The organism is Exiguobacterium sp. s70 (assembly GCF_018618315.1).
Lineage (GTDB): Bacteria > Bacillota > Bacilli > Exiguobacteriales > Exiguobacteriaceae > Exiguobacterium > Exiguobacterium chiriqhucha.
Map to the genome: position 1 here is coordinate 763540 of NZ_JACSLV010000001.1, position 26169 is coordinate 789708.

Consider the following 26169-nt stretch of genomic DNA (forward strand, 5'->3'; position numbering starts at 1 on the left):
CGTATAGGGAATAAAGAAGCAATCCAACTTTATAAGACTCAAGCACAACAATTTGAAGAAGAAGATGTTGCCAATATGAAAATTTTGAATTATGTGGATTCTTATGTTAATGAGTTTTTCTTTGCAGACAAAATATTGATTGTTGAAGGAGACACTGAATACATTGCTTTCAAGCATTATGCCAAGGAGGCCCAAGAGAATATACACATTGTAAGAGCACGGGGAAAATCTACAATTGTAACTTTAATGAAAATTCTAAATCAATTTAATACTAGCTATGACGTAATACATGATGTAGACAATAATGAAGGATACAAATTACAAACTTTAAAAGCACAATTAACGAACTGTAAAAATATTTATAATCAAAAAACACACGACGAAATTCGTATATTTGCTTCAATTTCCAATTTTGAAAATGCTATTGGATTAGAGGATGTAAGCAGTAATCAAAAAACAAAAAATATTTATCAAATTATTCATGGAACTGATGGACCGGACTCAGGTAGTGATGATTTTAGTTCAGCTAGAAATGAGATTGAAAATATATTTAATTGTATAGTAAAAAGAGAAACTGAAGAGCCAAGTGGTAATTTTCAACTCATTACTAGTGAATCTGATTATGATGACTTATTTAGAGAGATTATTGAACGTAAAGAACAAGAAGAAACTTCTCAACAAACGAATTAAATTTCATTTCAAATATTATGCGAATTCGAAAAAAACAACGTCACCTTCACCGAGCAAGGTAACATCGTTCACGAACTAATAACAAGCCCCTCAATCCGTCGATTGAAGGGTTTTTCTATGACTATTCCCGGCTGATCATCCACGGTACACTAAGAAGATATAGGAGGGATTCATGATGACATTCACGACGACCCGCTGCCTCATCCGACCGTTCGAACAACAGGACATCGAACCGTTCATGGACTATCGAAACGACTTGGACTGGATGCAACATCACTCGTTCAAAGGATTAACGCTTCAAGAATATGAACGTTCTTTACTCAGCGACCAAGCTATCACTCAAGGCATGCAACTCGCCATCATCCATCAAGAGACGAATGAATTGATTGGCGATTTGTATGTGCAACAAGACGGGACGACGTATTGGGTTGGCTATACGATTTCGCCCCGACACGCACGCCAAGGCTATGCGTTCGAAGTCGTGTCCGGATTGATTCTTCATTTGTCCGCCCAAGGGGCTGAGACAATCAAAGCAGGTGCCATTCCGACGAACGAGGCGTCCATCGCCCTCTTGAAAAAATTGAATTTTACCTATATCACAATGGAAGACGACGAACAGATTTATGCGCTTGATGTAACGAAATGAACCGACTCACATCCCCGTCCCTGATTTTCAATTTCAGATGCATTTTTAGCTTCAAATTTGAATCAGATGTATGGTACTCTATTTTCCAAACCATACCACGTCACCTGTTTTTGCCTTGAGGGAGTTTTGTTTGGATGATGAAACGTGTCATTTTGCTCATGTCGATTTTTTTGCTGATCAGCTCCCTGTCACAGGCAGCGATTTCGAAACCGAAAGCCTATAACGACCGCAGCCTCATCTATTTGACGCTCGATGACGGACCGAATCGAAAGACGGGCGCGTTGCTCGACGTCTTGAAAAAACATCGGGTGAAGGCGACCTTCTTCATCCTTGGGAAGAATATCAAGGGCAATGAGCACCTCATCCGACGTATCGTCGCTGATGGCCATCTCATCGCCTTGCATGGGATGACACACGTGCGCGAGGAGTTTTATGAATCGCCGATGACGGCCGTTCGCCAAATGCAAGAAGTCCAGACGCTCATCTATGACGTGACCGGCATCCATACGAACATGGCCCGCACGATTTACGGTAGTGACGCCGGGATGACGCCGGCGCACTGGCAAGCGATGGACGAGGCCGGTTTCGAGATTTGGGACTGGAACGTCGGCAGTCTCGACCATATCTATAAGAAAGACAACGCGCCAATCGAGCAGCGTGTGTTCAACCGACTCGAGGCGAATTATGAGATGAATATTGCCTCGATTATCTTGGCACACGATCACTCGATGACACCGCAAGCGCTCGATACAATCATCCGCTACGCGAAAGAACGCGACTATGAGTTCCGGACGTTAGAAGGGGTGCATCCCGCGTACAACTTTTTCAATCCGTGGGAACCGAATGAATAAAACAAGCTGAGTCCACGTGGGCTCAGCTTGTTGTTTGCTCGAAACTTTATGTTCTTTACGCCGTATACAATAGGAACAACCAGCAAAGGTGGAACCCACATGCAACTCGACGTCCGAACGTTTCCTAAATCATTTCTCGATGGTCAATTCGATTCAATCTATAGCCAGACGACCGACTCATTCAAACAACAGACCTCGCTCGACACGTTCTACCGGCTCGCCACCTCATTCAATGAAGGTGTTCGCCGCTATCGGGTGGTGAATGACATGAAATTGAACGGAAGCCGTCATCTCGTCTGGATGGATGACCGAAAGGAACGCGTGCTCAGTGTCACGTTCAATCAGGACGACCTCATCGAGGAACTACTCATGACGCCACATCAACCCGATTCGAGGGGCGACCGTCGCTTCACGAAACATACATACCACCTCCCGTTCACGGATGACTGGCTCGTCGTATCAGGCGGTACACATCCTGGTGAGAATCGGCACTATCCGGAACGCGCGCAACGATACGCCTACGACTTCATTAAAGTGAACAACAGCTGGTCATACAACAAGACAAAGTCCGGGAACCACTCGTTTTATGCGTTTGGTGAACGCGTCATCACCCCGTTGGACGGGACCGTTGTGGTGGTTGTCGATGATGTACCGGATGTTCCAAATTCGAGTCACCCCTTTGGCAATCACGTCATCTTGGAGCATGCTAACGGCGAGTACAGTCTCCTCGCCCACCTCGAAGCCGGTTCGATCGCCGTCAACGTCGGAGACCATGTCAAGACACGCCAATTGATTGGTCGTTGTGGCAACTCGGGTGATTCGTCTGAACCGCACCTTCACTTCCAAGTGATGGACAGTCCCGACCTGGCATCCGCCACCTCACTTCGAATTCGGCTAAAAGGAAGAAAGAAACCTGTTCGTGGTCAAATCGTCAGACCGAAACCATCCAACTTACCGAATCGCACGGACTTAGCTGCTGACTTTTTATTCGAACTCGCGCTCGCCGTTCCCAGACTCTTGTTTAATTTTTGGCGGTAATCGTTAGCCACAAAAAATGTCCCCGCATCGATGGATGTGGGGACATTGCTGTTACATCTCGAGTTCTGTGAACGCGAGCGGGACGAGCTCTTCCAGCGTCACTTCTTTTACGTCGGCATTGCCGTTCGTGAGCAACACTTTGAAGTCCGGGTCGCCGAACTCGACGAGCACTTGGCGGCAGATGCTGCATGGCGGCAAGAAGTCGACCGTGTCGCCTGACACCGCGACGGCTTCGAAATCGCCTTTTTTATAACCTTGCGCGACCGCTGTGAAGATGGCCGTACGCTCGGCACAGTTCGTCGCACCGAACGAGACGTTCTCGACGTTGACGCCGTCGATGACCGTACCGTCCTTCATGAGAAGCGCTGCTCCGACGCGGAAGTTTGAATACGGCGAGTAGGCGTTCTCTTTCACTTGGCGGGCACGCTCGACTAATTGTTGTTGGTTCATGGGATCATGGTCCTCTCTGACTCGAAATGAACTGATGCCAGTTCCCGGCCTCTCTTTTTGGGCAGGATTTTTAGCATACACCTCATGCGATAGAGAAGTCAATGAATTTTTGAAAGCGGTCACAATCTTTTATCAGTTTTGAAACGTCAGCTCGACCGTCCCGCTCCCGAGTAGCGGTTCAAGCGTTGCGAAATCCTCGACCCGACCGATGCGCGTGTACGCATAGCTCGTCTCGACGTCTTTATAAAACAAGACGAGACAGTCATCGCCATACAGCATGACATCCCCGGCCCGAATCGAGCCGACACGTTCCGGGTTCGTCGGGAACGGTTCATTAAAATAGAGGTACTTCTCGTTCTGATGCAAGTCCTGCATCGACAACGTGAGCGGCAGACGGGCTTGGAGCGCTTCGGCTGTCGGGTTGGTTTCGAAACGTATTGAGACGTTTAGTTCTTCCACTTGTGACGTCACTCCTTCCTGATTCTCCGGCTTCCTCACCGTGTCGTCCCCACACCCAGCGAGAAACACCATGGAAGCGACCAATCCGAGGCGGATGACGTTCATGACGTCTGAACGATACGGGCCGGTGTCCCGGCGACCGTCACGTTGTCCGGGACGTCTTTTGTCACCGTCGCGTCAGCTGCGACGATGGCGTTCTCGCCGATGGTGACACCCGGCAAAATCGTCGCCCCGGCCCCAATCCAGGCGTTACGTTTCACACGAATCGGCTTCGTGATCAAGCCGCGCCGTTCGGTCGGGTCGGTCGGATGATTGACCGTCAGCAACTTGGCGAACGGGCCGATCAAGACGTGGTCCTCGATGTCGATGCCGCCGAGATCGGTGAACATGACGCCACGGTTGATGAAGATGTCTGTCCCGAGCGTGATGTGTTTCCCGAAATCGGTATAGAACGGCGGTAGCACCGTGACCGAGTCCGCGACGTCTTGCCCGAGCAACTCCGAGAGCGTCCGCTGGAACTCGTCTTTCGGCAAGTACTGATAATTCAGGCGCATGAGCGTCGGCTCGATGGCTCGTTGAATGTGATGAATCTCTTCAAAGACGGCTTCGCCCGCAGCGATCGTTCGACCGGACACGCGTTCTCTCAATCCGCTACCCATCATCACACCTGTTGTTTCGTCGGACGGATGATGAGGTTGCTGACAGAGACCCGGTCCGGTGTGTCGATGGCGTAGACGACCGCTTCAGCCACGTCCTCGCTCGTCAATCCCCACTCGGTTTGCGCCTCATGGAGCGCCTGGGCGGCTTGTTTGTCACTGATCGTGTTGTACAGTTCGGTCTGGACGGCTCCCGGTGAGATGATCGTCGATTTGACGTTGTTCTCCCGCTGTTCTTGGCGCAAGCCTTCCATGATGGCGCGGACCGCGAACTTCGTCCCGCAGTAGACGGCCGACTCCGGATAGACAACGTGGCCGGCCACCGAATCCGTCGCGATGATATGACCCGACTGTTGACGTTCCATGATTGGAAGCACGGCGGCAATCCCGTTCAACACCCCGGTCACGTTCACATCGAGCATGGCCTGCCACTCGTCACGGCGCCCGTCGACAAGTGGCGCGGTCGGCATGATCCCGGCGTTGTTGAACAAGACATCGACATGCCCGAACGTGTCGAGTGCCGTCTTCACCACCGCCTCGACAGCTGCGTAGTCCGTGACATCGGCTTGCTGGATGACGATGTCAGCCTCGGGATGCTTCGCTTGGATGGCTTCCAACCGGTCGAGACGACGGGCGGCGAGCACGAGTTTCGCGCCCCGTTCGGCCAATAGATGGGCCGTCGCTTCGCCGATCCCGCTCGACGCCCCCATGATGATGACAACTTTGTTGATGGTCATAATCCATTCCTCCTTTGAATGACTCTAGTATAGGAACGGACAAGCGTCATGTCTAATGCTACTATTTGATTAAGAACCATAACGAAAACGCATGGAGGGATGACATGGAGCTACAACAACTACGCTACTTCCTCGCCGTCGCGAGCGAAAAGAACATCACGCGCGCGGCCGAACATTTACGGCTGTCGCAACCGGCGCTGTCCCGGCAAATCCATCAGCTCGAGGACAGTCTCGGTGGACCGTTGTTCGAGCGGAGCCAAGGCGGCGTCACGCTGACGGAACGAGGCTACTATTTGGCCGAACACGCCAAAGAGATGATCCGTCTGGCCGATAAGATCTCGATCAACTTGAACACGGCGACACCCGTCAGCGGAGAACTGTATATCGGCGGTGGCGAGACGGAGACGCTCACCTCGGTCATCGAGACGTTCCGACAGATGAAACAGCTTCATCCCGACGTCAAATTACGCCTGTATAGCGGCAACGGAGACGACGTCATCGACAAGCTGGACCGAGGCATCCTCGATTTCGGGGTCGTCATCGAGCCAATCAACCTGGCCACGTACGCCTCGCGCGAGCTCCCTCATGTCGATCGTTGGGGCATCTTGACGCGTCGTGACAGCCTAGTCGGACAAAAGAGTGCCATCGAGACCGAGGATCTCCTCGACTTGCCGCTCATCTTGTCGGAGCAATCGCTCGTCGACCGACATTTGTCGGCCCGGCTCGGCGTCGATTTGACTGAAGCCGACGTCGTGGCGACGTATAACCTGCTCTATAACGCTTCGCTCCTCGTCCGGGAAGGCGTCGGCCACGCGCTCTGCCTCGACGGGATTATCAACACGCAAGGGACCGAGTTGGTGTTCGTCCCGCTCCATCCCCCGCTCACGTCTTCCGTCCATTTGATTTGGAAGAGCGGGAGTCGTCTGTCGAACGTCGCCTCAACATTTTTAGAGCTGTTCGATGAACGGGAAACGGCCACCTAAACACGGCGGCCGGAATCGAGACGCAATATGTGCGCCAACTGCTCGTTCATCTCGTCCGGGGTGGCCGCAAAGTCGTGTTCGGCCCAATGGATGATCATCCCGACGATGGCGTTTGCTTGATACGAACAGAACAACTCATGGTCAATCTCATCTTGCTTGTGCGCCGCCGTATCGCGGAGGAGTAACTTGCACACTTCGTCGAACAACATGTAGTAGTACGCGAGCGGTACGTTTTTCGAGAACACGATGCGATAGAAGTCGACGTACGTCTGGACGTGGTGAAAGATGCGGATCGTCGACGGCTCGAGTTCACGCGGATTGAGCAACTTCACATGTCGATATGGCTCCTCATACGACTTGGCAAGGTCGGCCGTAATCTCTTGGAAGTACTCCTCGAACACGTCCTCGACCCGGGCATAATGCAAATAAAACGTGCCCCGATTGACATTTGCCACACGACAAAGTTCCGAAATCGTCACTTGTTCGAGCGAACGATTCCTCAATAATTCGACGAGCGCCTCATGAAGCGCTCGTTTTGTTTTGATGACACGCAAGTCCGACTTCATGATTCGCACATTCCTCTCAACAGTTATGGCCTAAAATGTTGATTACTCAACAGTTCCTCATTTTTTGATTATTGTAAGCGTTTTCTAACATTCATTATAATAGTTATTGAACACATGTACAATAAAAGGAGGAATCAGTCATGCGGTTATCGGGGAAAGTGGCGATTGTCACAGGAGCAGCATCAGGAATGGGGAAAGCGATCGCGGAATTGTACGCGCAGGAAGGGGCGAAAGTCGTCGTCTCGGACATGAATCTTGACGGGGCGAAGCACGTCGCCGAGAATATCTCAGGCGAGGCGATCGCCATCCAGACGGACGTCACGTCTGAAGAAGCGTTGCAGCAGTTGTTCGATGAGACGGTGAAGACGTTCGGTCAAGTCGACATCCTCGTCAACAACGCCGGCATCATGGACGGGATGGAACCGGTCGGTGAGATCTCGAACGAGCGCTGGGAGAAAATCTTTGCCGTCAACACGGTGTCGGTCATGAAATCGATGCGCATCGCCGTCGACTTGTTCACGAAGCAAGGGCACGGCGTCATCGTCAACAACATCTCGGCCGGCGGCTTGTATGGGGCTCGAGCCGGCGCGGCCTATACGGCGTCGAAACACGCCGTCGTCGGATTGACGAAGAACACGGCGTTCATGTATGCCGACCAAAACATCCGTTGTAACGGGATCGCACCGGGCGCGGTCGCGACGAATATCGGCTCGACGATGACGAACATGAGCCAGGCCGGGTTCGGTCGCCAGCAACTCGGTATGGCCATCAACCCACGCATCGGACAACCGGAAGAGATCGCTCAACTCGCCCTCTTCCTCGGCTCGGACGAATCGAGTTTCATCAACGGTCAAGTCGTCGCCATCGATGGTGGTTGGACCGCCTATTAATCAAAAAAATGAGCCATATCCGACGCCGGATATGGCTCATTTCTCGTTATAGCTCCCCTCTCCGGTTCATCCGGATCAAGAGATAAATCAAATACGGCGCCCCGACCATGCCGGTGATGACACCGACCGGGTAGCGGGCCGTGAAGGCGAACTGACCGATGAGATCGGCTGCGAGCACCAGGATGACCCCGACGAGTGCCGCCGGAATGATTGTCGAACGCCCGTCCCCGACGAGCCGCTTCGCGATCGGTCCCGCAAGGAACGCGACGAACGCGATCGGTCCGGTCGTCGCCGTCGCGAGCGCGAGCATGAGCACCGAGGCGACGATGAGCAGGACGCGCGTCTGGTTCGTCTTAACACCGAGCGACGTCGCCGTCATCTCCCCGAGCTCTAAAATCTGGAGCTGTCGGCTGAGTCGGAGGATGACCGGGAGGCAGAGCGCGACCGCAATCATGAGCGGCGGGAGCGTCTCCATCTTCACCCCGTTCAAGCTACCGCTCAACCAGCGCATCGCCGTCCCGACATCGTTTTGGCGGCTGATGAGCAGCAGATAATTGATGACCGCCGTCAGCATCGCCTGAATCCCGATGCCGACTAAGACGAGCCGGCCGATCGAGAAGGCGGCGCCTTTCGACAAAAAGTAGATGGCGAGGACGGTCAACAGCCCGCCGATGATCGAGATGATAGAGACGAACGTATCGCTCGCCTGTAAGACGACGATGCCGAACACGGCCGCCGCACTCGACCCGGTCGTGATGCCGATGACGTTCGGGTTGGCGAGCGGGTTACGGAGCATCGTCTGAAACACCGTCCCGGCGATCCCGAACGCAAGTCCAGCGAAGACGCCGGCGAGCATGCGCGGCAGACGAATTGTGCCGACGGCGAACGAGGCGCCCGGTACTTGTTCCCCGAACAAGACACGGATGACGTCTGCGACCGGATAAATCGTGTTGCCGAGCATGAGCATCGTCGCGCTCAACGTAAGGGCCAACGCGAACAAGACGAGCGTCACGAAGACGGTCCGTTGCCGACGCTTGCGACTGTTATGGATGATGGGTTGAATCGATTGGTTCGTCATACGCCACGCACCTTCACTTTCATCGTCAACGCGATCAAAATCGGGGCCCCGACGAACGCCGTGACGATCCCGACTTCGAGTTCCCCGGGACTACCGAGCAACCGTCCTGCCACGTCAGCAAACGTCAATAAAATTGCGCCGGTGAGTGCCGACATTGGGATGATATACCGTTCATCCGCTCCGATGACCAAACGGACGAGGTGCGGCGCCAAGAGACCGATAAAGCCGATTGGTCCAGCCAGTGCCGTCGCCGCCCCGCACAAGATCACACCGGCGAACGAGGCAATCAATTTCAACGTGCCGATGCGGACACCAAGACCTGTGGCGAGCTCTTCTCCGAGCGCCAAGATGTTGAGGGACGGTGCCGCCAAGATGGCGATGACGATACCGCCGATAAAGAACGGCAGGAACGTCATGATCGAATCCATCGTCCCGGCCCCGACGCTACCGACTTGCCAGAACCGGAACTGGTCCATGACGTTCGAGCGTGGAATCATGATGGCCATGACGAGTGACGACAAGGCCGCACTCGTCGCCGCGCCGGCCAAGACGAGTTTGAGTGGCGTCGAACCGCCCCGGCCGAGCGACCCAATCCCGAACACGAACGCCGCCGTCAAGAGTGCCCCGGCAAGTGCGAACCAAATATAGTCGCTCGCGGTCGAGATGTTGAAGAAGGCGATCCCGACGACGACGAACAGCGCTGCTCCCGTGTTGACCCCGAGAATGCTCGGATCGGCGATCGGGTTGCGCGTCACCGACTGCATCAATGCGCCCGAGACACCGAGCGCCGCCCCGCACATGAAACTGAACACCGTCCGAACGACCCGCTGCCGGACGATGTCCGCTTCATACGACTGAACAGCCGGACGGAATAAACCGTCAAGCAGTTCATCCCATCCGACTGTCCGTGAGCCGAAAGCAAGCGAAGCGAGCATACAGACGACGAGCAGGACGAGCGACCCTACGAGGAGGAGCCCGAACCGTTTCGGCGTGTGTAACTTCTTCGGCATATTCATTTGATTACTCGACTTTCGCGAGTGCTTCTGACACGAGTTTCACATAGTCGTCAATCGTATATTCGATTGAGAGTGGTGATGGTGTCCCAGCAGCCGCGAGCGGCGTGTTATCTTCGATCATGACGACCGAACCGCGTTTGATGGCCGGCACTTTGCTGTAGAGCGGGTCAGCTTGAAGTGCTTTCAACGTCTCTTCGTTCCCGTAGGCGACGAAGATATCGACATCGTTCAAGATGTCAGCGTTCTCTGAGCTGAGCTCGAGGTAGAAGCTGTTCTCATCTTTGATTTGGCTCGTGATGTTCTCAGGGTACTCCATGCCGAGCTCTTCGATGAAGGCACCGCGTGGGTCACCCGTCGTGTAGATGTAGAACTTCGACAGGTCGTCTGGGCTGAGCGCGACGAATGCCGCTTTCTTCCCTTTCATCTCCGGTACTTCAGCTGCCTTGTCGGCGATGAGTTTCTCTGTGTCTTCAATCAACTGTTTGCCTTCTTCTTCCATGCCCATGGCCATTGAGTCGTAACGAACCGTGTCCTGCCATGATGACACCCAAGGCGTCTCTTGGTATGCGACGACCGGTGCGATTTCTGTCAACGTGTCGTAGTCTTCTTGCGTGATGCCTGAGTAGGCGGCAAGAATGACGTCCGGCTGTGAGTCGGCAATCGCTTCGAAGTCGAGACCGTCCGTATCTTGGTAGATGTTCGGGTTTTCTTCACCGAGGTCTTTCAACTTGTCAGCCGTCCACGGCAACATGCCGCTGCCGTCTTGGACACCGTAGTTCGCAGCCGAGAAACCGACTGGTACGACGTCGAGCGCGAGCGCCACGTCTTGGTTTGACCAACCGACCGTTGCGACACGTTCCGGCTTCTTGTCGATGACCGTCTCGCCTAACGCGTGTTTGATTGTGATTGGATAGCCTTCTGCCGTTTCAGCAGATTCATCTGTCGTGGCTGCATCTTCATTGTTCGAGCCGCATCCTGCGAGCACGAGCACGAAAGCAGACATGATGATGAACATATGTAGCATTTTCTTGTAGCTGTTCATGTCCTAGTCCCCTTTTTCTGTATGACAACGTTTTACGCCGACATTGATAATCATTATCATTTATGAGTATAGGATGAATGTCTTGACGTTGTCAATGTGAACTTCCATCTATTTTGGACAAGAAACCGCTTTTCCTTAAACGCTATGCGTGTCCAATAACGTATTGACATGGGTTTGCGTCGGTAAAACGTCAATCGCACCTTTCACTGATGCGACGAGCGCGCCAGTCGCATTGGCAAACCGTAAGACCTCTTCGCCATGACGACCTATGAATGGTTCGAGCGTAGAAACGGTCGCCTCATTCACAAGCAACTGATATAAAAATCCCCCCATAAACGCGTCGCCGGCGCCGGTCGTGTCAGCGACCTTGATTGGAAACGCAGGTATCTCCCAGGTGTGATCTTTTGTATAAATCGTGGCTCCTCGCGCTCCTTTCGTGTAGAGCACGATACGCACATTGCCTTTAAACAAGGAAGCGATCGCTCGTTTTTGTTCGGGGATACCCGTGATGAATTCAAGCTCTTCTTCCGACACTTTGAGGATATGGGCGAAAGGCAGAAACTCTTGAATCGTCTGTTTGTAGACGTCTAAGTCATTCCAAAGTGAGGTGCGTACATTCGGGTCAAAACTGATGATGCCACCGGCTTGTGTCATCCATTCGATTGCACGGCGATGGGCATATTTCATCGGACTCTCGACCAAGTCGACCGACCCAAAATGAAAAATATCCTGTTGATTGAACCATTCTCTCTTCACTTCATCCTCATTCAGTAATAAATCAGCCGACGGATTTCGATAGAACGAAAAGTCTCGATCGCCGTCCTCTTTTACCGAGACGAACGCTAGCGCTGTATTTGCTTCACTCGTCCGGAAGATGTGTTCGACGCCAACCCCTTTCTCTTTCAGTGTGGAAACTAAATAGTCCCCGAACGCGTCATTTCCTAACTTTGTGATCAATGAAGATTGTCCTCCTAATGAAGCCACGACGGCAGCCACATTTGCCGGGGCCCCTCCTGCGACCCGTTCAAACGTCGTTACTTGGTCCAATGATTGTCCTTTCGTATGCGCAATCAAATCAATCAGCGCCTCACCCATACAATGAAGTTGTCTCATGCTCATTTCCATCCTTTCTCATCTTCATAAAAAGGGCCAAGCCCCACCTCGAAAGATGGATACTTGGCTCTGCATGTTTATTGTTCGTTCCACACATCGCTCAAACTCCAAACACGGCACGATTTGATGTCGACACGTCCCCCCTCGGCATAGAACGATAGACCGAGACTTGTCGGATCCGGATAAATCCGGCTCGTCATCACCGTCGTCCCACCGTTGGCGAATACTTCTACTGATGAGCGGTCCAAGAAGAGACGCAAACTGAGCACATCACCTTCCCCTTCGACCTCGACCGTTCTCACCCCATCGACGCCCACACCTGACTTCGTCCGATCGAGTGATAGTTGTTGCGTCTTCGGCGAGAACCGAATGACCGTCTCTTGCTCCCCGTCCTCACTGCGACGCAACTTGATGCCGAATGTCTCCGCCGTCACATCGCGTAAGGAAAACTCAACTTCTACTTCGAGCAGCTCCTCAGTGACGTTGGTGACGATCTCTGTGTCCTCGATGGTCGATAGGTTCAAGTCAAATCGTTTCGAACGAAGTGCCGTCAGCTCTTCGACCGGCTCCATCTTGATGCGGCCGTCCTCCATTCGCGTCAGCACACGCGGTAACGTCAATGCCCCGGCCCAGCCATGTTCTTTCGTCGGCATCTCCGATTCCCACATGTCCATCCACCCGATGGCGATGCGCCGGCCTTTGTCATCGAGCAACGTCTGCACGGCATAAAAATCATGTCCATAATCGAGTTCTTTAAATGCGCCCCGGTCGAATGTGTTCGTCTCATAATCGAACGACCCCGTCATGTATCCGGTCTGGAATAGGTTTTGATAACGGTCACCTTCTGGTTTCATCCCTTGCGGTGAGAACAAGAGTACGTGCTCGCCGTCGAGTTCAAAGAAGTCCGGACATTCCCACATGTATCCTTCCGTCCCATCACTCTCTCCGAGCACACCGAGATACTGCCATTCCTTCAAATCTGCCGACTTGTAGAGAATCGCCTTCCCGATGTCACCTTTTCGGGTACCGAGGACCATGTACCATTCGTCTTCGTGCTTCCATACTTTTGGATCACGGAAATGACCAGAACCGTCTTCCGGGTGCCTCGGGATGACCGGATTTTCATGATGCTTCTCAAAGTGGATGCCGTCGGTGCTCGTGGCGATACATTGAGATTGGTCGAGAATGTCTTTCTCTTTGTCGATGAAGAGATTGCCCGTATAAATCAATGTGAGGACACCATTGTCATCGACCGCGCTCCCAGAGAAGCAACCGTCCCGCTCGTATTCCTCTGTCGGGGCGATCGCAATCGGGAGGTGCTCCCAATGAACGAGGTCTTTACTCTTCACGTGTCCCCAATGCATCGGTCCCCAATTCTCGTCGTACGGATGGTGTTGATAGAAAACGTGATACTCACCTTTGTAGTGAATCAGTCCGTTCGGGTCATTGATCCAATTGGCCGGCGCCATGATGTGATAGCCGAGCCGATACGTCGTGTCTAGTTTCGCTTTCGCTTCGGCCACCGCTTTGTCTGCCTCTGTCTGTGTTGTGTGCGTTAACATATGATCGCTCCTTAAAGTTAAATGACTTGTCCCATATCTTTTGATGTTGGTTTTTGAAGATCAGTCTTCTTCTCGTTCAATAACGTGAACATCGAGATGACCGTGAACGCGAGAACGATGGCTCCCATCGCTAAATACGTTTGTCTGAAGCCGATACTGTCATAGAAGTATCCGGCAGCCGGTGACATGATTGACTCCCCGACCTGTTTGGCGAACTGGAAACCGACGAGATACAGCACCGACGATAGACGCGTATCGAAATTGGCCGCTAAGTATTTAAAGATTGCGACGAGCATAATCGGTAATTCCAGCGCGTGAATCAACTTCATTGACGAGATGCCGATTGGTCCTTCGACGAGACCCGAACCGACGATTCGGAACGCCATCAAGTAACCGGCAAGAATCAAGCTATTTTTTGCGCCGATTTTATTGACGACAAACGGTGCGGCAAACATCATCCCAGCTTCTAAGAATACCTGCAGTGAATTCAAGTAACCGAACACCTGATTCCCTTGTGCCTCTGTCGGGAAGAGCGACGAGTAATAGACCGGGAACTGTTGGTCATACACACCATATACACAAGCGACCCCAATCACATACAGCATCAAATACCAAAAATCTTTCAATGTGAACAAATGACCGACGTCTTTCAATGTGACCGAGGCCGCCCGTTCCATCTCGACGTCCGTGACCTCTACCTTGATGGATAAGATGATCGCGACCAAGACAACGGCCGAGACCGACGCCACCCAAAAGTTGATGTTTGGGTTGATGTTGAACAACTGCCCTGCGAAGAACGTCGCTGCAGCCCATCCGAGAGAACCCCACATTCTCGTCTTCCCGTACTCAAAATCATATTTCCGTCCTACTTTTTCAATATACGACTCGATTGCACCAATCCCGGCAAGGAAGGCCGTCCCGAGATAGAGCCCCCCGACAGCGGCACCGATGATGACGTTGTACTGAAGGAGTGGTCCGTATACATAGATATAGAACGGACCGACAAACACGAGCAGCATGCTGATGAAGAACAAAATGTTTTTCTTTAGACCAATCTTATCGGAGATGAATCCATAGAGCGGTTGCATCAATAGCGCAAAGATAGCGTTTACAGAAAAGACCAAGCCAGTCTGGGCGCCAGTCAGTTGCATCTCTTGACCGAGCCAAATCGAGAACAATGAATAACTCGACGACCAAGTGAAAAAGAAGAAGAAGAAATAGGCACTGAGTTTCCAATACAAGATTTTTGACGTTTTCATGATGGTGTCTCCCTCAAAAATAGAATGAACTACAAATTGAAAGCACTTTCAAAATCATAATATGTCAACCGCTTTCATATGTCAACCGGTTGACATATTGTTGTCACTTTTTTCTTGGATTAAAAAAAACCGCTCCTCGTACAGAGCGGGTCGATCTTTAAGCGTCGGCGCCTTGAATCATACGGACGGGAAGTTGAATTTCTCTACCTTCGTCTGTAAATTCCCCGTCGATTTCTTTCAGCAGAAGATCGATGGCGGTCTTCGCAATCTCTTCGATTGGTTGTTGTACGGTCGCGAGTTCGGGCAAGAGCGAGCGGACTGCCTCGGTCCCATCATAGCCGACCACTTCGATTTTGCGTGACGAGTGTTTAGAAGCTTTCATCACGCGCATGAAGGAAGCCGCGAACAAGTCGTTCGTCGCGAACACCCCATCGAGCTCCGGTTGTTCGTCAATCAACTTTTGCATGACGGCTTCTTGGCTCGTACGATCAAAGACTTCTTCGACCTCGTACACGATCGGTTCTTGACCGTGTGCTTTCATCACGTCGAGATAGGCTTGCCGTCTGAGGCGGGCCGGGGTCTCGAGTGACCCTTCCCCATCGATTAAAGCGATGCGACGACAGCCTTTTGTCCATAAATAATCGGTCGCCAGTTTGCCACCTTGATAATTATCCGAACTAACGACCGGAATCGTATCAGATAAGTAACGATCAATTGCCACGACCGCCAAATTTTGTTTATGGTAATCGAGAATTCCACGGTTATGTGTCCCGACGATAATGCCATCGACTTGGTTCCGGAGCAACATCTCCAAATAACGCTCTTCTTTATCGACTTGGTTCAAACTGTTGCATAGGAGTACTTTATACCCGTTCGTTGCACAATAGTTCTCAATATGGAACGTGAGCTCCCCGAAGAACGGGTTGGCCGTTGTCGGTAAAATCAAGCCGATCAAGTAAGAGCGCTTATTGAACAGCGACCGCGCCACATCATTCGGAAAATAGTTGAGTTCTTGCATCGCCGCCTCAACTTTTGTTTTAGTCTTTTCACTGATATAGCCACGATTGTTCAACACACGTGACACGGTTGTCGGAGAAACCCCAGCCAACTTGGCTACGTCCTCAATCTTTGGTTTCATCGAATCGTTTCTCCCTTCCTAGCTCTCGCTTTCAATTATACAAAACTGTGCGCGTTGATGCAGGATTGGAGTGAATTCAGTGAAGAAAATCAGAGAGGGGATGGTGCATCTGATCAACTGTAGTTCGTGACGTCCGCTCCCGTTACATAAAAACAGACGCCCACAACGTGTGAGCGTCTGTTGCTGATCAGAGCGGTTTCCCGAATTCCGGGCGTCCTTCTTCATTCCACGTGAACACTTGTGCGCGCGCATGACGGTTCGGGTCGTAGAGGGGATCCCCTTCGATTTCCGTATACGTCCGAGCATGGTAGATGAGGACATCTTCTCCCTTCTCGTTCACGGTAAAGCTATTGTGACCGGGCCCGAATTGATTCACGTCGGCATTCGTCTGGAACACCGGCCGGAACGATTTCGACCACGATGCCGGGTTCAACAAATCAGCGTCTTCCGAGGCGCACAACATACCCATACAGTAGTTTTCATCGGTCGCACTCGCCGAATACGTGATGAAGATGTGGCCGTTCCGCTTCAACACGGCCGCCCCCTCATTGACGAGGAAACCGCGAGTCTCCCAATCATACTCAGGCTTCGTCAGCATGACTTGTGGCAATTTAATCGTCCATGGATTTTCGAGCTCGGCGATGTATACATTTGAGTTTCCGTCGATAGACGGGTCTTTTTGGGCCCACACCAAATAGTGAGTCCCTTTATGCTCAAATACGGTCGCGTCAAGGGCGAACGAATCCCATTCGGTCTGGACCTGCCCTTTTTCGACCCACTCCCCTTCGAGCGGATTTGCTGATTCGTTCTCTAACACGAACATGCGATGGTCGAACAGACCATTGACGATATCCCGCGATTTCGCTGCCGCAAAATAGAGATACCACTTGCCATGAATGTGATGCAGTTCAGGCGCCCAAATCAAGTCGCTCATCGGACCCGTCTCGTGTTTCACCCATGCGGTCACCGGCTCGGCCGTCCGAATCGCTTGAAGCGACTTGGCACGGCGTAACTCGATCAAATCATACTCAGGCACTGACGCCGTGAAGTAGTAGTAGCCATCCGTATGCAAATATACCCACGGGTCGGCCCGCTGTTCTACTATCAAATGTCGATCTTCTACTTGCTTCATCGTACAGCCTCCTCGTCGCGAATCGGTCGGCCGAACACTGGGCCGACTTCATCCCACATGAACGGTTGGACACGCGTATGTCGGTTCGGGTCCCAGAGCGGGTCCCCGACGATTTCTTTATAGTTACGGGCATGATAGACGAGGATGTCCGTCCCGTCATCTAGCGTCGTAAAACTGTTGTGACCCGGTCCGAATTGACTGGCCGCTTCATCGGTTCCGAAGACCGGTTCCGGATGTTTCGTCCAACTCGCCGCGTCCAATAAATTACTCGTCCCCTCAGCGCACAGGAGGCCCATGCAGTAGTGATGGTCCGTCGCACTCGCAGAGAACGTGATATAGATGTGACCATTCCGCTTCAACACGGCCGGCCCTTCGTTCACGAGGAAACCGACCTTCTCCCAGTCATACTCCGGCGTCGCAATCATCGTCTGTGGCCCCGTGAGTGTCCACGGGTTCGCCATCTCCGAGATGTAGAGGTTCGAGTTGCCATCGATGGACGGGTCTTTTTGGGCCCATACGTAATAGAGGCGCCCCTCGTGCTCGAACGTCGTCGCATCAAGCGCGAACGATTCGCACCAAGTCCGGACCTGTCCCTTTTCGATCCATTCCCCTTCGAGCGGATTCGCCGAGCTGTTCTCGAGCACATACATCCGATGATCGAAGACGTGATCTTCTCGCGCGGCCGCAAAATAGAGGTACCATTTCCCTTGGATGTGATGTAATTCCGGGGCCCAAATGTTCGCACTCATGATACCCGTCTCACGTTTGGTCCAGACGACTCGTTCGTCGGCCTCGGTCAAGGCGGCGAGCGTCTTCGCCCGACGGAGCGGGATGCCCGTGAAGTCCGGCAACGAGGCCGTGAAGTAATAATAGCCATCTGTATGGCGCATGATCCATGGGTCCGCTCGTTGTTCCACTAGCGGATTCGTGATCGTCTCTCTCATAAAGAACGCTCCCCTACCTCAGATTCTGTTCGGTTCAAACTCATATGTTTTAACAGTGTGTGTCGTTCTCTCAAACGGTACGCCTCTCTCTTGCTACTCGCTAATAAGAGCGAGGAGACCCCGATCTCATCCGGCCGCAGCGGTGCCTGTAACGCGTGGAAGATGTGTTCGAGCTCTTGGCTTGTCGGCATCTGCTCGGCCCATGCCCGTAGCGCGTCCGGCGTGTCGGGCCGTTCGAGCATCATTGTTTTATAGGAATCGATGAGTTCCATCGTGGCGATGGCGACTTTCGTTCCATGGAGGACCGCCGGACGATGGTTGGCGATGAAATCCATCTCCCAATAGTGGGACAAGTGATGCTCACCACCGGAAGCTGGATGCGAATGACCGAAAATCAACATGGCGACTCCGGACAACAACAGCGACTCCATCAGTTGATCCAACCCGTCCGCGTCTCGTTTATAGATGGCAGGCAAGGCGTTCACACACGATTGTAACGCCTGCTCCGTCAACGATGCGGCGACCGGACAAAACGGTTCACCGCCGTCAAATGCTCCGAACCGCCAGTCCAACAAGGACGTGTATTTCCCGAGCATATCGCCGACCCCGGCTGCGACCAACGCGTCGGGTGCCTTTCGAATCACCTGACTCGGGACGAACACGGCAATCGGGGACACGAGCTGGTACGTGATTTTTTTACCTCTCACAATGAGGGGGGCTCCTTTCGACGTGAAGCCATCCACTGACGGCGCGGTCGGCACCGAGATGAACGGTACTTTCGTTTTGGCCGCACAGAACCGGGTGACGTCATGAATCGTGCCGGCACCTAGCGCAATGAGCGCGTCGACGGTTTCATCTTGTTGAAGCAATACTTGTACGACCGAGCGTTCCTCCGCCAAGACGTCGCCTTGCTCATCCGCTTGGAGCGAGACGAGCGACACATCGACTCCGATGTCCGTCAAGGCTTCTCGTAGCGGGAGAAACCCGACGTGCTCGGTATTCATGTCGGCGACGACGAGGAGGTGGTTCCACTCTTTTTCGTGGACGAACGCAGCCAATTCGACCCAGACGTGTTCGGACGCGACCATCCGTTCAATCGTGATCGCGTGATGGGGATTCCCGCAATCACAAGCTTGTACGTGTTCGTTAATCTGTTCGAGGTTCATCGGCTGACTCCTGTCTCAACGCGGTACGTCGTTTGCCAACGGTACGTGTCTCCCGCCTTCAAGCGAATCGACGGGAACGTCTCGTGGTGAACCGCATCAGGGAGGTGTTGCGGTTCCAGACAGACGCCGTAGTGACGTCTCGACGTCCCTTCACGCAATGAAGTCGTATCATTCATCTGATTACCCGAATAGAGGACGATGGCGGGGGCCGTCGTCGAGATCGTCAACTCTCGCTGTGACGCTCGCTCATAGAGTCTCGCTTCCCGTCGCTCCGCGAAGACGAACGGATGATCATAACCGTTGACCAATTCGTTTTGTGGATGGGTTGACTCGAGACCGTCCGCCAAGACGCGACCAGACCGGAAATCAAACGCTGTCTGAGCGACTTCAAGCAAGCGACCCGTCGGAATCAAATCATCCCGCAGCTCAGCGAACGTGTCGGCGGACAACGTGAGCTCATGGTTCAAGATGTCCCGCTCACCTCCGCTCAAGTTGAAATACGTGTGGTTCGTCAAATCACACACAGTATCTTGATCAGAGGTCGCCTCGTATGTGATGCTGACGCCATGGTCGACCAATTCGAACGTGGCGCGGACGTCGAGTATCCCGGGATATCCGTTCTCTCCGTCGGGGCTGACGCAATGAAGTGTCACACGGCCGGATGTTCTCTGTTCGACCGTCCAGACGCGACGGTGCAATCCTTCTCCGCCGTGAAGGTGATGGACACCTTCATTTGCGGGCACGTGATACGTCACACCATCCAGGTCGAACGTACTCTGGTCGATCCGTCCGGCGACCCGTCCGATCGTCGCACCCAAATAATACGTGTCCTGCATGTACGCCTCGACTGTGTCGTACGACAAGACGATATTTTTCCAGCCGTCGTCCTGAATCGAAAATTCTTGCAACGTCGCTCCGTAAGTCAATATGTTCAATCGATACACATCGTTCTCGAGCGTGATCGTCGACTCGTCAATCGCTGTTTCTAGTTGCCGCTTCATGACATCCACTCCTTTTTACCAAACGTTCACTGGGCAGTGCTTCGTCGCGAGTCGTGCCCGATACGAGACGTAACACCCACATTTCAAGCAAGTATCTTGTTGCTGGAACGGGCAAGCCGCGCAATGGGTGAGGCGTGCCTCGTATTCCGTATCCGACACCTGCTCCATGACTTCCGCATCGATGGTCAACAGCCAGTCTTGGTCTGTCGCTTGCGGTGGACAGGTCCGGCACCGCCGCGTCTCCGCCACTGTCATCTCAGCGGACCGCGATGGTGATGACGCTCATCGCCGGCACGTCGAGGACGAGCTTGCCGTCTTCCGTGACGGTCACATCATGGTCCTGTGGTGAGACGAGGTCAGGCTGTTCGAACGTGTTATGGGCGTTCAAATGGTCTGCCGTCAAAATCCGGGCCGACACGCCAGAGATGGCGCCGATTCCCCGCAAATCGATTTCGACCGTATCGCCTTGCTCGTGGTCGAGTTGGCAGAGGCTGATGTGGAGCACACCTTCCGCATTTCGCGAAGCAGTGGCGTTCACGGCCGGAATGGCTTCATCTTTGGCCACGTAATTGCGTGTGTGTGCGGCGAGTTCGACGCGTTCGGCATCTTGGTGGACGCTGTACATCTCGAACACATGGTATGTCGGCGTGAGGATGAATCGGTCTCCTTCCGTCAAAATCATAGCCTGCAACACGTTGACCATTTGAGCGATGTTCGCCATATGAACGCGGTCGTTATGGTTATGGAAGATGTTGAAGTGGACCGCAGCTACGAGTGCATCCCGAATCGAGTTTTGTTGATACAAGAAACCTGGGTTCGTCCCCGGCTCCACATCGAACCACGTGCCCCACTCGTCGACGATCAAGCCGACACGTTTTTCTGGGTCATACTGGTCCATGATCTGGCCGTGTTTCGTGATCAACTCGTCCATATGGAGGGCGCGCTTCAACGTGATGAACCATTCGTCCTCCGTGAAATCGAGAGCCGATCCTTTGCCCAACCAGAAGTCACCTGGAATCGTGTAGTAATGGAGGCTGAGCCCGTCCATCATCGTCCCTGCTTCCCGCATCAGGACCTCTGTCCATTTATAGTCGTCGATGTTCGCCCCACCAGCGATTTTATAGAGTTTATTGCCGTCGTAGTTGCGGACGTACGTCTGGTAGCGGCGATACAGGTCCGCATAATATTCCGGGCGCATGTTGCCGCCGCAGCCCCAGTTCTCATTCCCGACGCCGAAGTACGTGAGTTCCCACGGCTCGGTCCGGCCGTTCTCTTGTCGCCAGTTCGACATCGGTGACTCGCCACCGAACGTCATGTACTCCACCCATTCCGACATCTCTTGCACCGTCCCGCTCCCGACGTTCCCACAGATGTACGGCTCACACTCGAGCAATTCACAGAGGCGCATGAATTCATGGGTGCCGAAGTGGTTGTTTTCGACGACCCCGCCCCAATGCGTGTTGACCATCCGTTTTCGGTTCTCGTTCGGACCGACCCCGTCCTTCCAGTGGTATTCGTCGGCAAAACAGCCGCCCGGCCAACGGAGGACCGGGATGTTCAATTTCTTCAAGGCGGCGAGCACGTCGTTACGAATGCCATCCGTGTTTGGAATCGGCGACTCTGGACCGACCCAGAGCCCTTCATAAATACAACGACCCAAATGCTCGGCGAAGTGACCATAAATGTGCTTGCTGATCGTCCCTTTGGTTAAGTCGGCATTGACGATGAGCTGTGTCGTCCCTGTCGTCACGTGCGTCGGTTTGATGAGTTGGTTGTTCATTGTATCTCCTCCATGAAGAAGGGCCAACGAAGTGGCCCTTTAGATTATGGTCGATAGTAAAGTTCGTTCCAACGTAGTTCGTTGTTGAATTGGATCGTCTCCGTCTTGGCGTCGATGACCGCGATTTCAACGTCGAGCAGTTCCGCGAAGTCCCGCAATTGGTCTGTCGTCACTTCATACGAATAACAGGTGTGGTGCGCCCCACCGGCTTGAATCCAGTTTTCGACCGCTTGCGCCATCGAAGGTTCTGTTTTCCAAAGAACGCGTGCGACCGGCAAGTTCGGCATCGCCTCTTCCGGCTGAATGCCTTCGACCGTGTTGACGAGAAGACGGAAGCGATGGCCGAGATCGATGATACTCGCGTTCAACGCCTTGCCGCTCTGTCCTTCAAAGACGATCCGGGCCGGTGCTTCTCGGTCGCCGATACCGAGCGGATGGACTTCGATTCTTGGTTGATCGACCGCAATCGTCGGACAAATCTCCAACATGTGGGCGCCAAGCACCATCTCGTTGCCCGGCTCGAAGTGGTACGTGTAGTCTTCCATGAACGAGGTCCGCTCGTTGTTCGCCATGATTTTCATGAGACGGACCAACGCTGCGGTCTTCCAGTCACCTTCTCCGGCAAAGCCATAGCCTTGCTCCATCAAGCGTTGGACGGCGAGACCCGGCAACTGCTTCATGCCGTGCAAATCTTCGAACGTCGTCGTGAAGGCGGTATAGCCGCCTGCCTCGAGGAAAGCTTTCATACCGAGTTCAATGCGACCCTGGTAACGGACCGAGTCGAGGAACTCCTCTTCCGCCATCCCTTTGTTCGTCAGCTCGTAACGAGACGCGTATTCGTCCATCAGCGCATCGAGATCCGTGTCGGTCACGGCGTCCATATATGCGACGAGATCACCGACACCATATCCGTCCACCGTCCAACCGAGGCGAATCTGCGCTTCGACTTTATCGCCTTCCGTCACGGCGACGTTGCGCATGTTGTCACCGAAACGAGCCACTTTTAACACTTTGCTTTCGGCCAACGCATGAGCGACTTTCATCCAACTCGCCATCTTGCCGCGTGTCGTCTCGTCTTCCCAGTGCCCGACGAGCACTTTGCGTTTGACGTTCATCCGGCTCGTGATGAAGCCGTGTTCCCGGTCGCCGTGCGCCGATTGGTTCAAGTTCATGAAGTCCATATCGATCGCATCCCAAGGGATGTCACGGTTGAACTGTGTCCCGAAATGGAGCAACGGTTTTTGCAGGACGCGCATGCCACTGATCCACATCTTCGATGGCGAGAACGTGTGCATCCAGGTGATCACGCCTGCACATGAGTCGTCCGCATTCGCCTGAAGCATCATCTGACGGATCTCTTCTGCATTTTTGACGACGCCTTTGAAGACGATCCGGTCGCTGAAGACGTCGGCCGCATCGAGTCCGGCCACCATCTCTTTTGAATGATCCTCCACTTGTCGAAGCACGTCTTCGCCGTAAAGCATTTGGCTTCCTGTCACGAACCAAAATTCATATGTTTTTGCTGTCAACATCCAAAGTCCCCCTAATGTGAGGGCGAAGTTCCGGTCATTTTTGGCCGTAGTATGCGTTCGCCCCATGTTTTCGCAAATAGTGTTTATCTAAGATGCTCTGTTTAATCGGTGTCAGGCCAGGGTTCAAGTTCAAGGCGTGAAGTCCCATCTTCGCGACTTCCTCGAGGACGACCGCATTGTGGACCGCCTCATTCGCGTCTTTGCCCCAGCAGAACGGTGCGTGGTTGGCCACGAGTACGCCGGGAACGGCGACCGCTTCGAGCATTAACTCGTCGAGCGTCTCTAAAATGACGTGTCCGGTCTCGAGCTCATACGCCGTTGCGATCTCTTCGTCTGTCAATTCTCGAGTGCACGGAATTTCGCCATAAAAGTAATCGGCGTGTGTCGTTCCGAACGCCGGAATCGCCCGCTTCGCCTGTGCCCAGCTCGTCGCCCATGGCGAATGGGTATGCACGACCCCGCCAATCTCTGGGAGAGACCGGTAGAGCGCGAGATGGGTCGGTGTGTCTGATGAGGGACGAAGCTCGCCTTCGACGACGTTACCTTCCAAATCGACGACGACCATGTCTTCCACGGTCAATCGTTCGTAAGGGACACCGCTCGGCTTGATGACGACCAATCCGGCGTTACGGTCGATGCCACTGACGTTGCCCCATGTGAACGTGACCAAGCCGTGTTGCGGGAGGGCCAAGTTCGCTTCGAGCACGGCTTCCTTCAAATGGCGGCTTACCATACCGGCTCCTCCTTCACGCGTGACGCGTCGGCTTTGATTTTTTTCAAGCGTTTCATCACATCGTTTTCACCGCGACCGAAGTAGTCGTATAGTTTCGTGTATTCGGCGAACAGAGCATCATACGTCGCGACGTTTTCCGGGATCGGCTTGTACGTCTCTTCTTTGACACGGCCCATCTTCGCTGCCGCTTCCGTGATCGTGGCGTAACCGCCTCGCTCCGCACCGGCCGCCACCGCTCCGAACATGGCCGACCCGAGGGCAGGCGTTTGCGAGGAGGCGGAGATTTTGATTTCCATGTTCAACACGTCCGCATAGATTTGCATCATGAGGGCGTTCTTCTCGGCGATCCCGCCGGCTGCATATACTTCATGCACAGGGACACCGCTGTTCCGGAACGCTTCCACAATCGTCCGTGTCCCATACGCTGTCGCTTCAATCAATGCCCGGTAAATGTCTTCTGGTTTCGTGAGCAATGTCGCTCCGAGGAGGACACCCGTCAAATTCGTATCGACGAGCGTCGATCGGTTCCCGTTCCACCAGTCGAGGGCGACGAGACCGCTCTCCCCGACACGTTGCCGGGCTGCTTTCTCCGTCAACAACTGATGGATGCCGATACCTTTCAAGGCGGCCTCTTCGACGTAATGTCCTGGGACACACGTCTCGGTGAACCATTCAAAATGGTCCCCGACACACGATTGGCCAGCTTCATAGCCCATCAATCCTGGGATGACGCCGTCTTCGACGACACCGCACATGCCTGGGACGACTTGTTCGTCTTCACCGAGTAGGATATGACACGTCGATGTGCCCATGACCATCAACATCTTGCCAGGTTCGGCGATTCCAACAGCCGGTACCGCCACGTGGGCGTCGACGTTCGCGACCGCGACGGCCGTGCCTGGAAGGAGTCCGATCCGGGCGGCGAACGCCTCTGTCAGTTCACCCGCCTTGGACCCGATTGGCGCGATGTCGCGAGATAGTTTCTCTTCGACAACGTTCTCTAGCCGCGGGTCGAGCGCTTTAAAGAATTCGTTCGACGGGTAACCGTCTTGTTTATGCCAAATGGCTTTATAACCAGCTGTGCAACTGTTCCGAACGACGTGTCCTGTCATCTGGGAGACGACCCAATCCGTCGCTTCTAATATCTGGTCCGCTTCTTCATAAATCGCCGGGGCCTCGTTCAGGATTTGCCACACTTTCGGGATCATCCATTCCGATGAGATTTTCCCGCCGTATCGTTTCAAGAACGCTTCGCCCCGTTCGGCCGCAATGCGGTTCAACTCGTCCGCCTCGTCTTGCGCGGCGTGATGCTTCCAAAGCTTCACGTAGCTGTGCGGGTTTTGCTGATGTTCCTCGCGGAAACAAAGCGGGTTCAAGTGTTCGTCAATCGGTAAAATCGTGCAGGCTGTGAAATCGATACCGAGTCCTACGACTTGGTCAGCCGTGATCCCCGCCTCTTTGACGACGGCCGGGATGGTGAGTTCTAACACTTCTAAATAGTCTTGTGGATGTTGGAGCGCCCAATCATGCTCGAGACGGGTCACCCCGTCCGGTAAATATTCATCCATGACGCCATGTGTGTACGGTTTGACCGCGGTCGCCACTTCTCGACCTGTCGCTACGTCGACGAGGACCGCACGTCCTGATTGCGTCCCGTAGTCGACGCCGATTGTATAGTTGGCCATATTCATCACCCTACCTCCAAAA

The 26169-nt window shown here is 53.4% G+C and carries 27 protein-coding genes; 6 read left to right on the plus strand and 21 right to left on the minus strand.

The annotated features are described in order from the left end of the window. Window positions 1-75 precede the first annotated feature (75 nt). The 4 genes from KNP84_RS15350 (at window position 76) to KNP84_RS03805 (ending at window position 3225) form a co-directional block, all read left to right on the plus strand. A complete protein-coding gene (locus tag KNP84_RS15350) occupies window positions 76-690 on the plus strand; it encodes a TOPRIM nucleotidyl transferase/hydrolase domain-containing protein (protein ID WP_353049100.1) in 615 nt (204 codons plus the stop codon). A gap of 172 nt (window positions 691-862) precedes the next feature. Then, on the plus strand, window positions 863-1336 hold the full coding sequence (locus KNP84_RS03795; protein WP_215114311.1) for a GNAT family N-acetyltransferase: 474 nt from the start codon (window positions 863-865) through the stop codon (window positions 1334-1336). Window positions 1337-1470: 134 nt separating this feature from the next. After that, window positions 1471-2187, plus strand: a complete 717-nt coding sequence (locus KNP84_RS03800; protein ID WP_214751221.1) for a polysaccharide deacetylase family protein — start codon at window positions 1471-1473, stop codon at window positions 2185-2187. Window positions 2188-2286: 99 nt separating this feature from the next. Next, window positions 2287-3225 (plus strand): M23 family metallopeptidase, encoded by a 939-nt coding sequence (locus tag KNP84_RS03805; RefSeq protein WP_215114312.1) that lies wholly within the window; start codon window positions 2287-2289, stop codon window positions 3223-3225. 51 nt (window positions 3226-3276) lie between these two features. Here the strand turns inward: KNP84_RS03805 and KNP84_RS03810 are convergent, their stop codons facing one another. From KNP84_RS03810 to KNP84_RS03825, 4 genes are all read right to left on the minus strand, one after another. After that, entirely contained in the window at window positions 3277-3675 is a 399-nt protein-coding gene (locus KNP84_RS03810) for a cytidine deaminase (protein WP_021066236.1), read from the minus strand. Window positions 3676-3807: 132 nt separating this feature from the next. Then, window positions 3808-4239, minus strand: coding sequence for a cyclophilin-like fold protein (locus KNP84_RS03815; RefSeq protein ID WP_215114313.1), 432 nt, complete (start codon window positions 4237-4239; stop codon window positions 3808-3810). Beyond that, window positions 4236-4796 (minus strand): sugar O-acetyltransferase, encoded by a 561-nt coding sequence (locus KNP84_RS03820; protein ID WP_198922689.1) that lies wholly within the window; start codon window positions 4794-4796, stop codon window positions 4236-4238. The genes KNP84_RS03815 and KNP84_RS03820 overlap by 4 nt, the downstream gene beginning before the upstream one ends. Continuing rightward, entirely contained in the window at window positions 4796-5527 is a 732-nt protein-coding gene (locus KNP84_RS03825) for an SDR family oxidoreductase (RefSeq protein ID WP_021066233.1), read from the minus strand. The genes KNP84_RS03820 and KNP84_RS03825 overlap by 1 nt, the downstream gene beginning before the upstream one ends. 104 nt (window positions 5528-5631) lie before the next feature. Between KNP84_RS03825 and KNP84_RS03830 the strand changes: the two genes are divergently transcribed. Next, window positions 5632-6510 carry a LysR family transcriptional regulator gene (locus KNP84_RS03830; protein WP_021066232.1) on the plus strand — a complete coding sequence of 293 codons (879 nt, stop codon included), beginning with the start codon at window positions 5632-5634 and terminating at the stop codon, window positions 6508-6510. Here KNP84_RS03830 and KNP84_RS03835 read toward each other — a convergent pair. After that, window positions 6507-7079: a TetR/AcrR family transcriptional regulator gene (locus KNP84_RS03835; protein WP_215114394.1), complete on the minus strand. Its 573-nt coding sequence runs from the start codon at window positions 7077-7079 to the stop codon at window positions 6507-6509. The genes KNP84_RS03830 and KNP84_RS03835 overlap by 4 nt on opposite strands. A 137-nt stretch (window positions 7080-7216) precedes the next feature. Here KNP84_RS03835 and KNP84_RS03840 point away from each other — a divergent pair, with 137 nt between their 5' ends. Then, on the plus strand, window positions 7217-7966 hold the full coding sequence (locus tag KNP84_RS03840; RefSeq protein ID WP_021066230.1) for an SDR family oxidoreductase: 750 nt from the start codon (window positions 7217-7219) through the stop codon (window positions 7964-7966). A gap of 46 nt (window positions 7967-8012) precedes the next feature. Here KNP84_RS03840 and KNP84_RS03845 read toward each other — a convergent pair whose 3' ends face one another. The 16 genes from KNP84_RS03845 to araB form a co-directional block, all read right to left on the minus strand. Continuing rightward, a complete protein-coding gene (locus KNP84_RS03845; protein ID WP_029594756.1) occupies window positions 8013-9044 on the minus strand; it encodes a FecCD family ABC transporter permease in 1032 nt (343 codons plus the stop codon). After that, the gene (locus tag KNP84_RS03850) at window positions 9041-10054 is read right to left on the minus strand and encodes a FecCD family ABC transporter permease (RefSeq protein ID WP_034797063.1); all 1014 of its coding nucleotides are present in this window, start codon (window positions 10052-10054) and stop codon (window positions 9041-9043) included. Before KNP84_RS03850 ends, KNP84_RS03845 begins: the two co-directional genes overlap by 4 nt. Before the next feature lie 10 nt (window positions 10055-10064). Further along, window positions 10065-11102 carry an iron-siderophore ABC transporter substrate-binding protein gene (locus KNP84_RS03855; RefSeq protein WP_021066227.1) on the minus strand — a complete coding sequence of 346 codons (1038 nt, stop codon included), beginning with the start codon at window positions 11100-11102 and terminating at the stop codon, window positions 10065-10067. A 135-nt stretch (window positions 11103-11237) separates the two neighbouring features. Then, complete coding sequence (locus KNP84_RS03860; RefSeq protein ID WP_215114314.1) at window positions 11238-12215, minus strand: carbohydrate kinase family protein; 978 nt, start codon at window positions 12213-12215, stop codon at window positions 11238-11240. Window positions 12216-12292: 77 nt separating this feature from the next. Next, window positions 12293-13777, minus strand: coding sequence for a glycoside hydrolase family 32 protein (locus tag KNP84_RS03865; protein ID WP_215114315.1), 1485 nt, complete (start codon window positions 13775-13777; stop codon window positions 12293-12295). A gap of 17 nt (window positions 13778-13794) precedes the next feature. Then, window positions 13795-15036, minus strand: a complete 1242-nt coding sequence (locus tag KNP84_RS03870) for an MFS transporter (RefSeq protein ID WP_215114316.1) — start codon at window positions 15034-15036, stop codon at window positions 13795-13797. A 157-nt stretch (window positions 15037-15193) separates the two neighbouring features. Beyond that, a complete protein-coding gene (locus KNP84_RS03875; RefSeq protein ID WP_058764690.1) occupies window positions 15194-16174 on the minus strand; it encodes a LacI family DNA-binding transcriptional regulator in 981 nt (326 codons plus the stop codon). A 187-nt stretch (window positions 16175-16361) separates the two neighbouring features. Continuing rightward, a complete protein-coding gene (locus KNP84_RS03880; RefSeq protein ID WP_215114317.1) occupies window positions 16362-17306 on the minus strand; it encodes a glycoside hydrolase family 43 protein in 945 nt (314 codons plus the stop codon). Next, window positions 17303-18250: a glycoside hydrolase family 43 protein gene (locus KNP84_RS03885; RefSeq protein WP_215114318.1), complete on the minus strand. Its 948-nt coding sequence runs from the start codon at window positions 18248-18250 to the stop codon at window positions 17303-17305. Before KNP84_RS03885 ends, KNP84_RS03880 begins: the two co-directional genes overlap by 4 nt. Next, window positions 18247-19416, minus strand: a complete 1170-nt coding sequence (locus tag KNP84_RS03890; protein ID WP_021066220.1) for a sn-glycerol-1-phosphate dehydrogenase — start codon at window positions 19414-19416, stop codon at window positions 18247-18249. Before KNP84_RS03890 ends, KNP84_RS03885 begins: the two co-directional genes overlap by 4 nt. Further along, a complete protein-coding gene (locus KNP84_RS03895; RefSeq protein ID WP_215114319.1) occupies window positions 19413-20417 on the minus strand; it encodes an aldose epimerase family protein in 1005 nt (334 codons plus the stop codon). The genes KNP84_RS03890 and KNP84_RS03895 overlap by 4 nt, the downstream gene beginning before the upstream one ends. Window positions 20418-20432: 15 nt before the next feature. Continuing rightward, a complete protein-coding gene (locus tag KNP84_RS03900; RefSeq protein WP_214759834.1) occupies window positions 20433-20672 on the minus strand; it encodes a DUF6171 family protein in 240 nt (79 codons plus the stop codon). Between the two features lies 1 nt (window position 20673). Then, window positions 20674-22197: an alpha-N-arabinofuranosidase gene (locus KNP84_RS03905; protein WP_215114320.1), complete on the minus strand. Its 1524-nt coding sequence runs from the start codon at window positions 22195-22197 to the stop codon at window positions 20674-20676. A gap of 44 nt (window positions 22198-22241) precedes the next feature. Beyond that, window positions 22242-23729 carry an L-arabinose isomerase gene (gene araA / locus KNP84_RS03910; RefSeq protein ID WP_215114321.1) on the minus strand — a complete coding sequence of 496 codons (1488 nt, stop codon included), beginning with the start codon at window positions 23727-23729 and terminating at the stop codon, window positions 22242-22244. A gap of 34 nt (window positions 23730-23763) precedes the next feature. Next, window positions 23764-24462, minus strand: a complete 699-nt coding sequence (araD, locus tag KNP84_RS03915; protein WP_031423581.1) for an L-ribulose-5-phosphate 4-epimerase — start codon at window positions 24460-24462, stop codon at window positions 23764-23766. Continuing rightward, a complete protein-coding gene (gene araB / locus KNP84_RS03920; protein ID WP_215114322.1) occupies window positions 24456-26153 on the minus strand; it encodes a ribulokinase in 1698 nt (565 codons plus the stop codon). The genes araD and araB overlap by 7 nt, the downstream gene beginning before the upstream one ends. Window positions 26154-26169 lie beyond the last annotated feature (16 nt).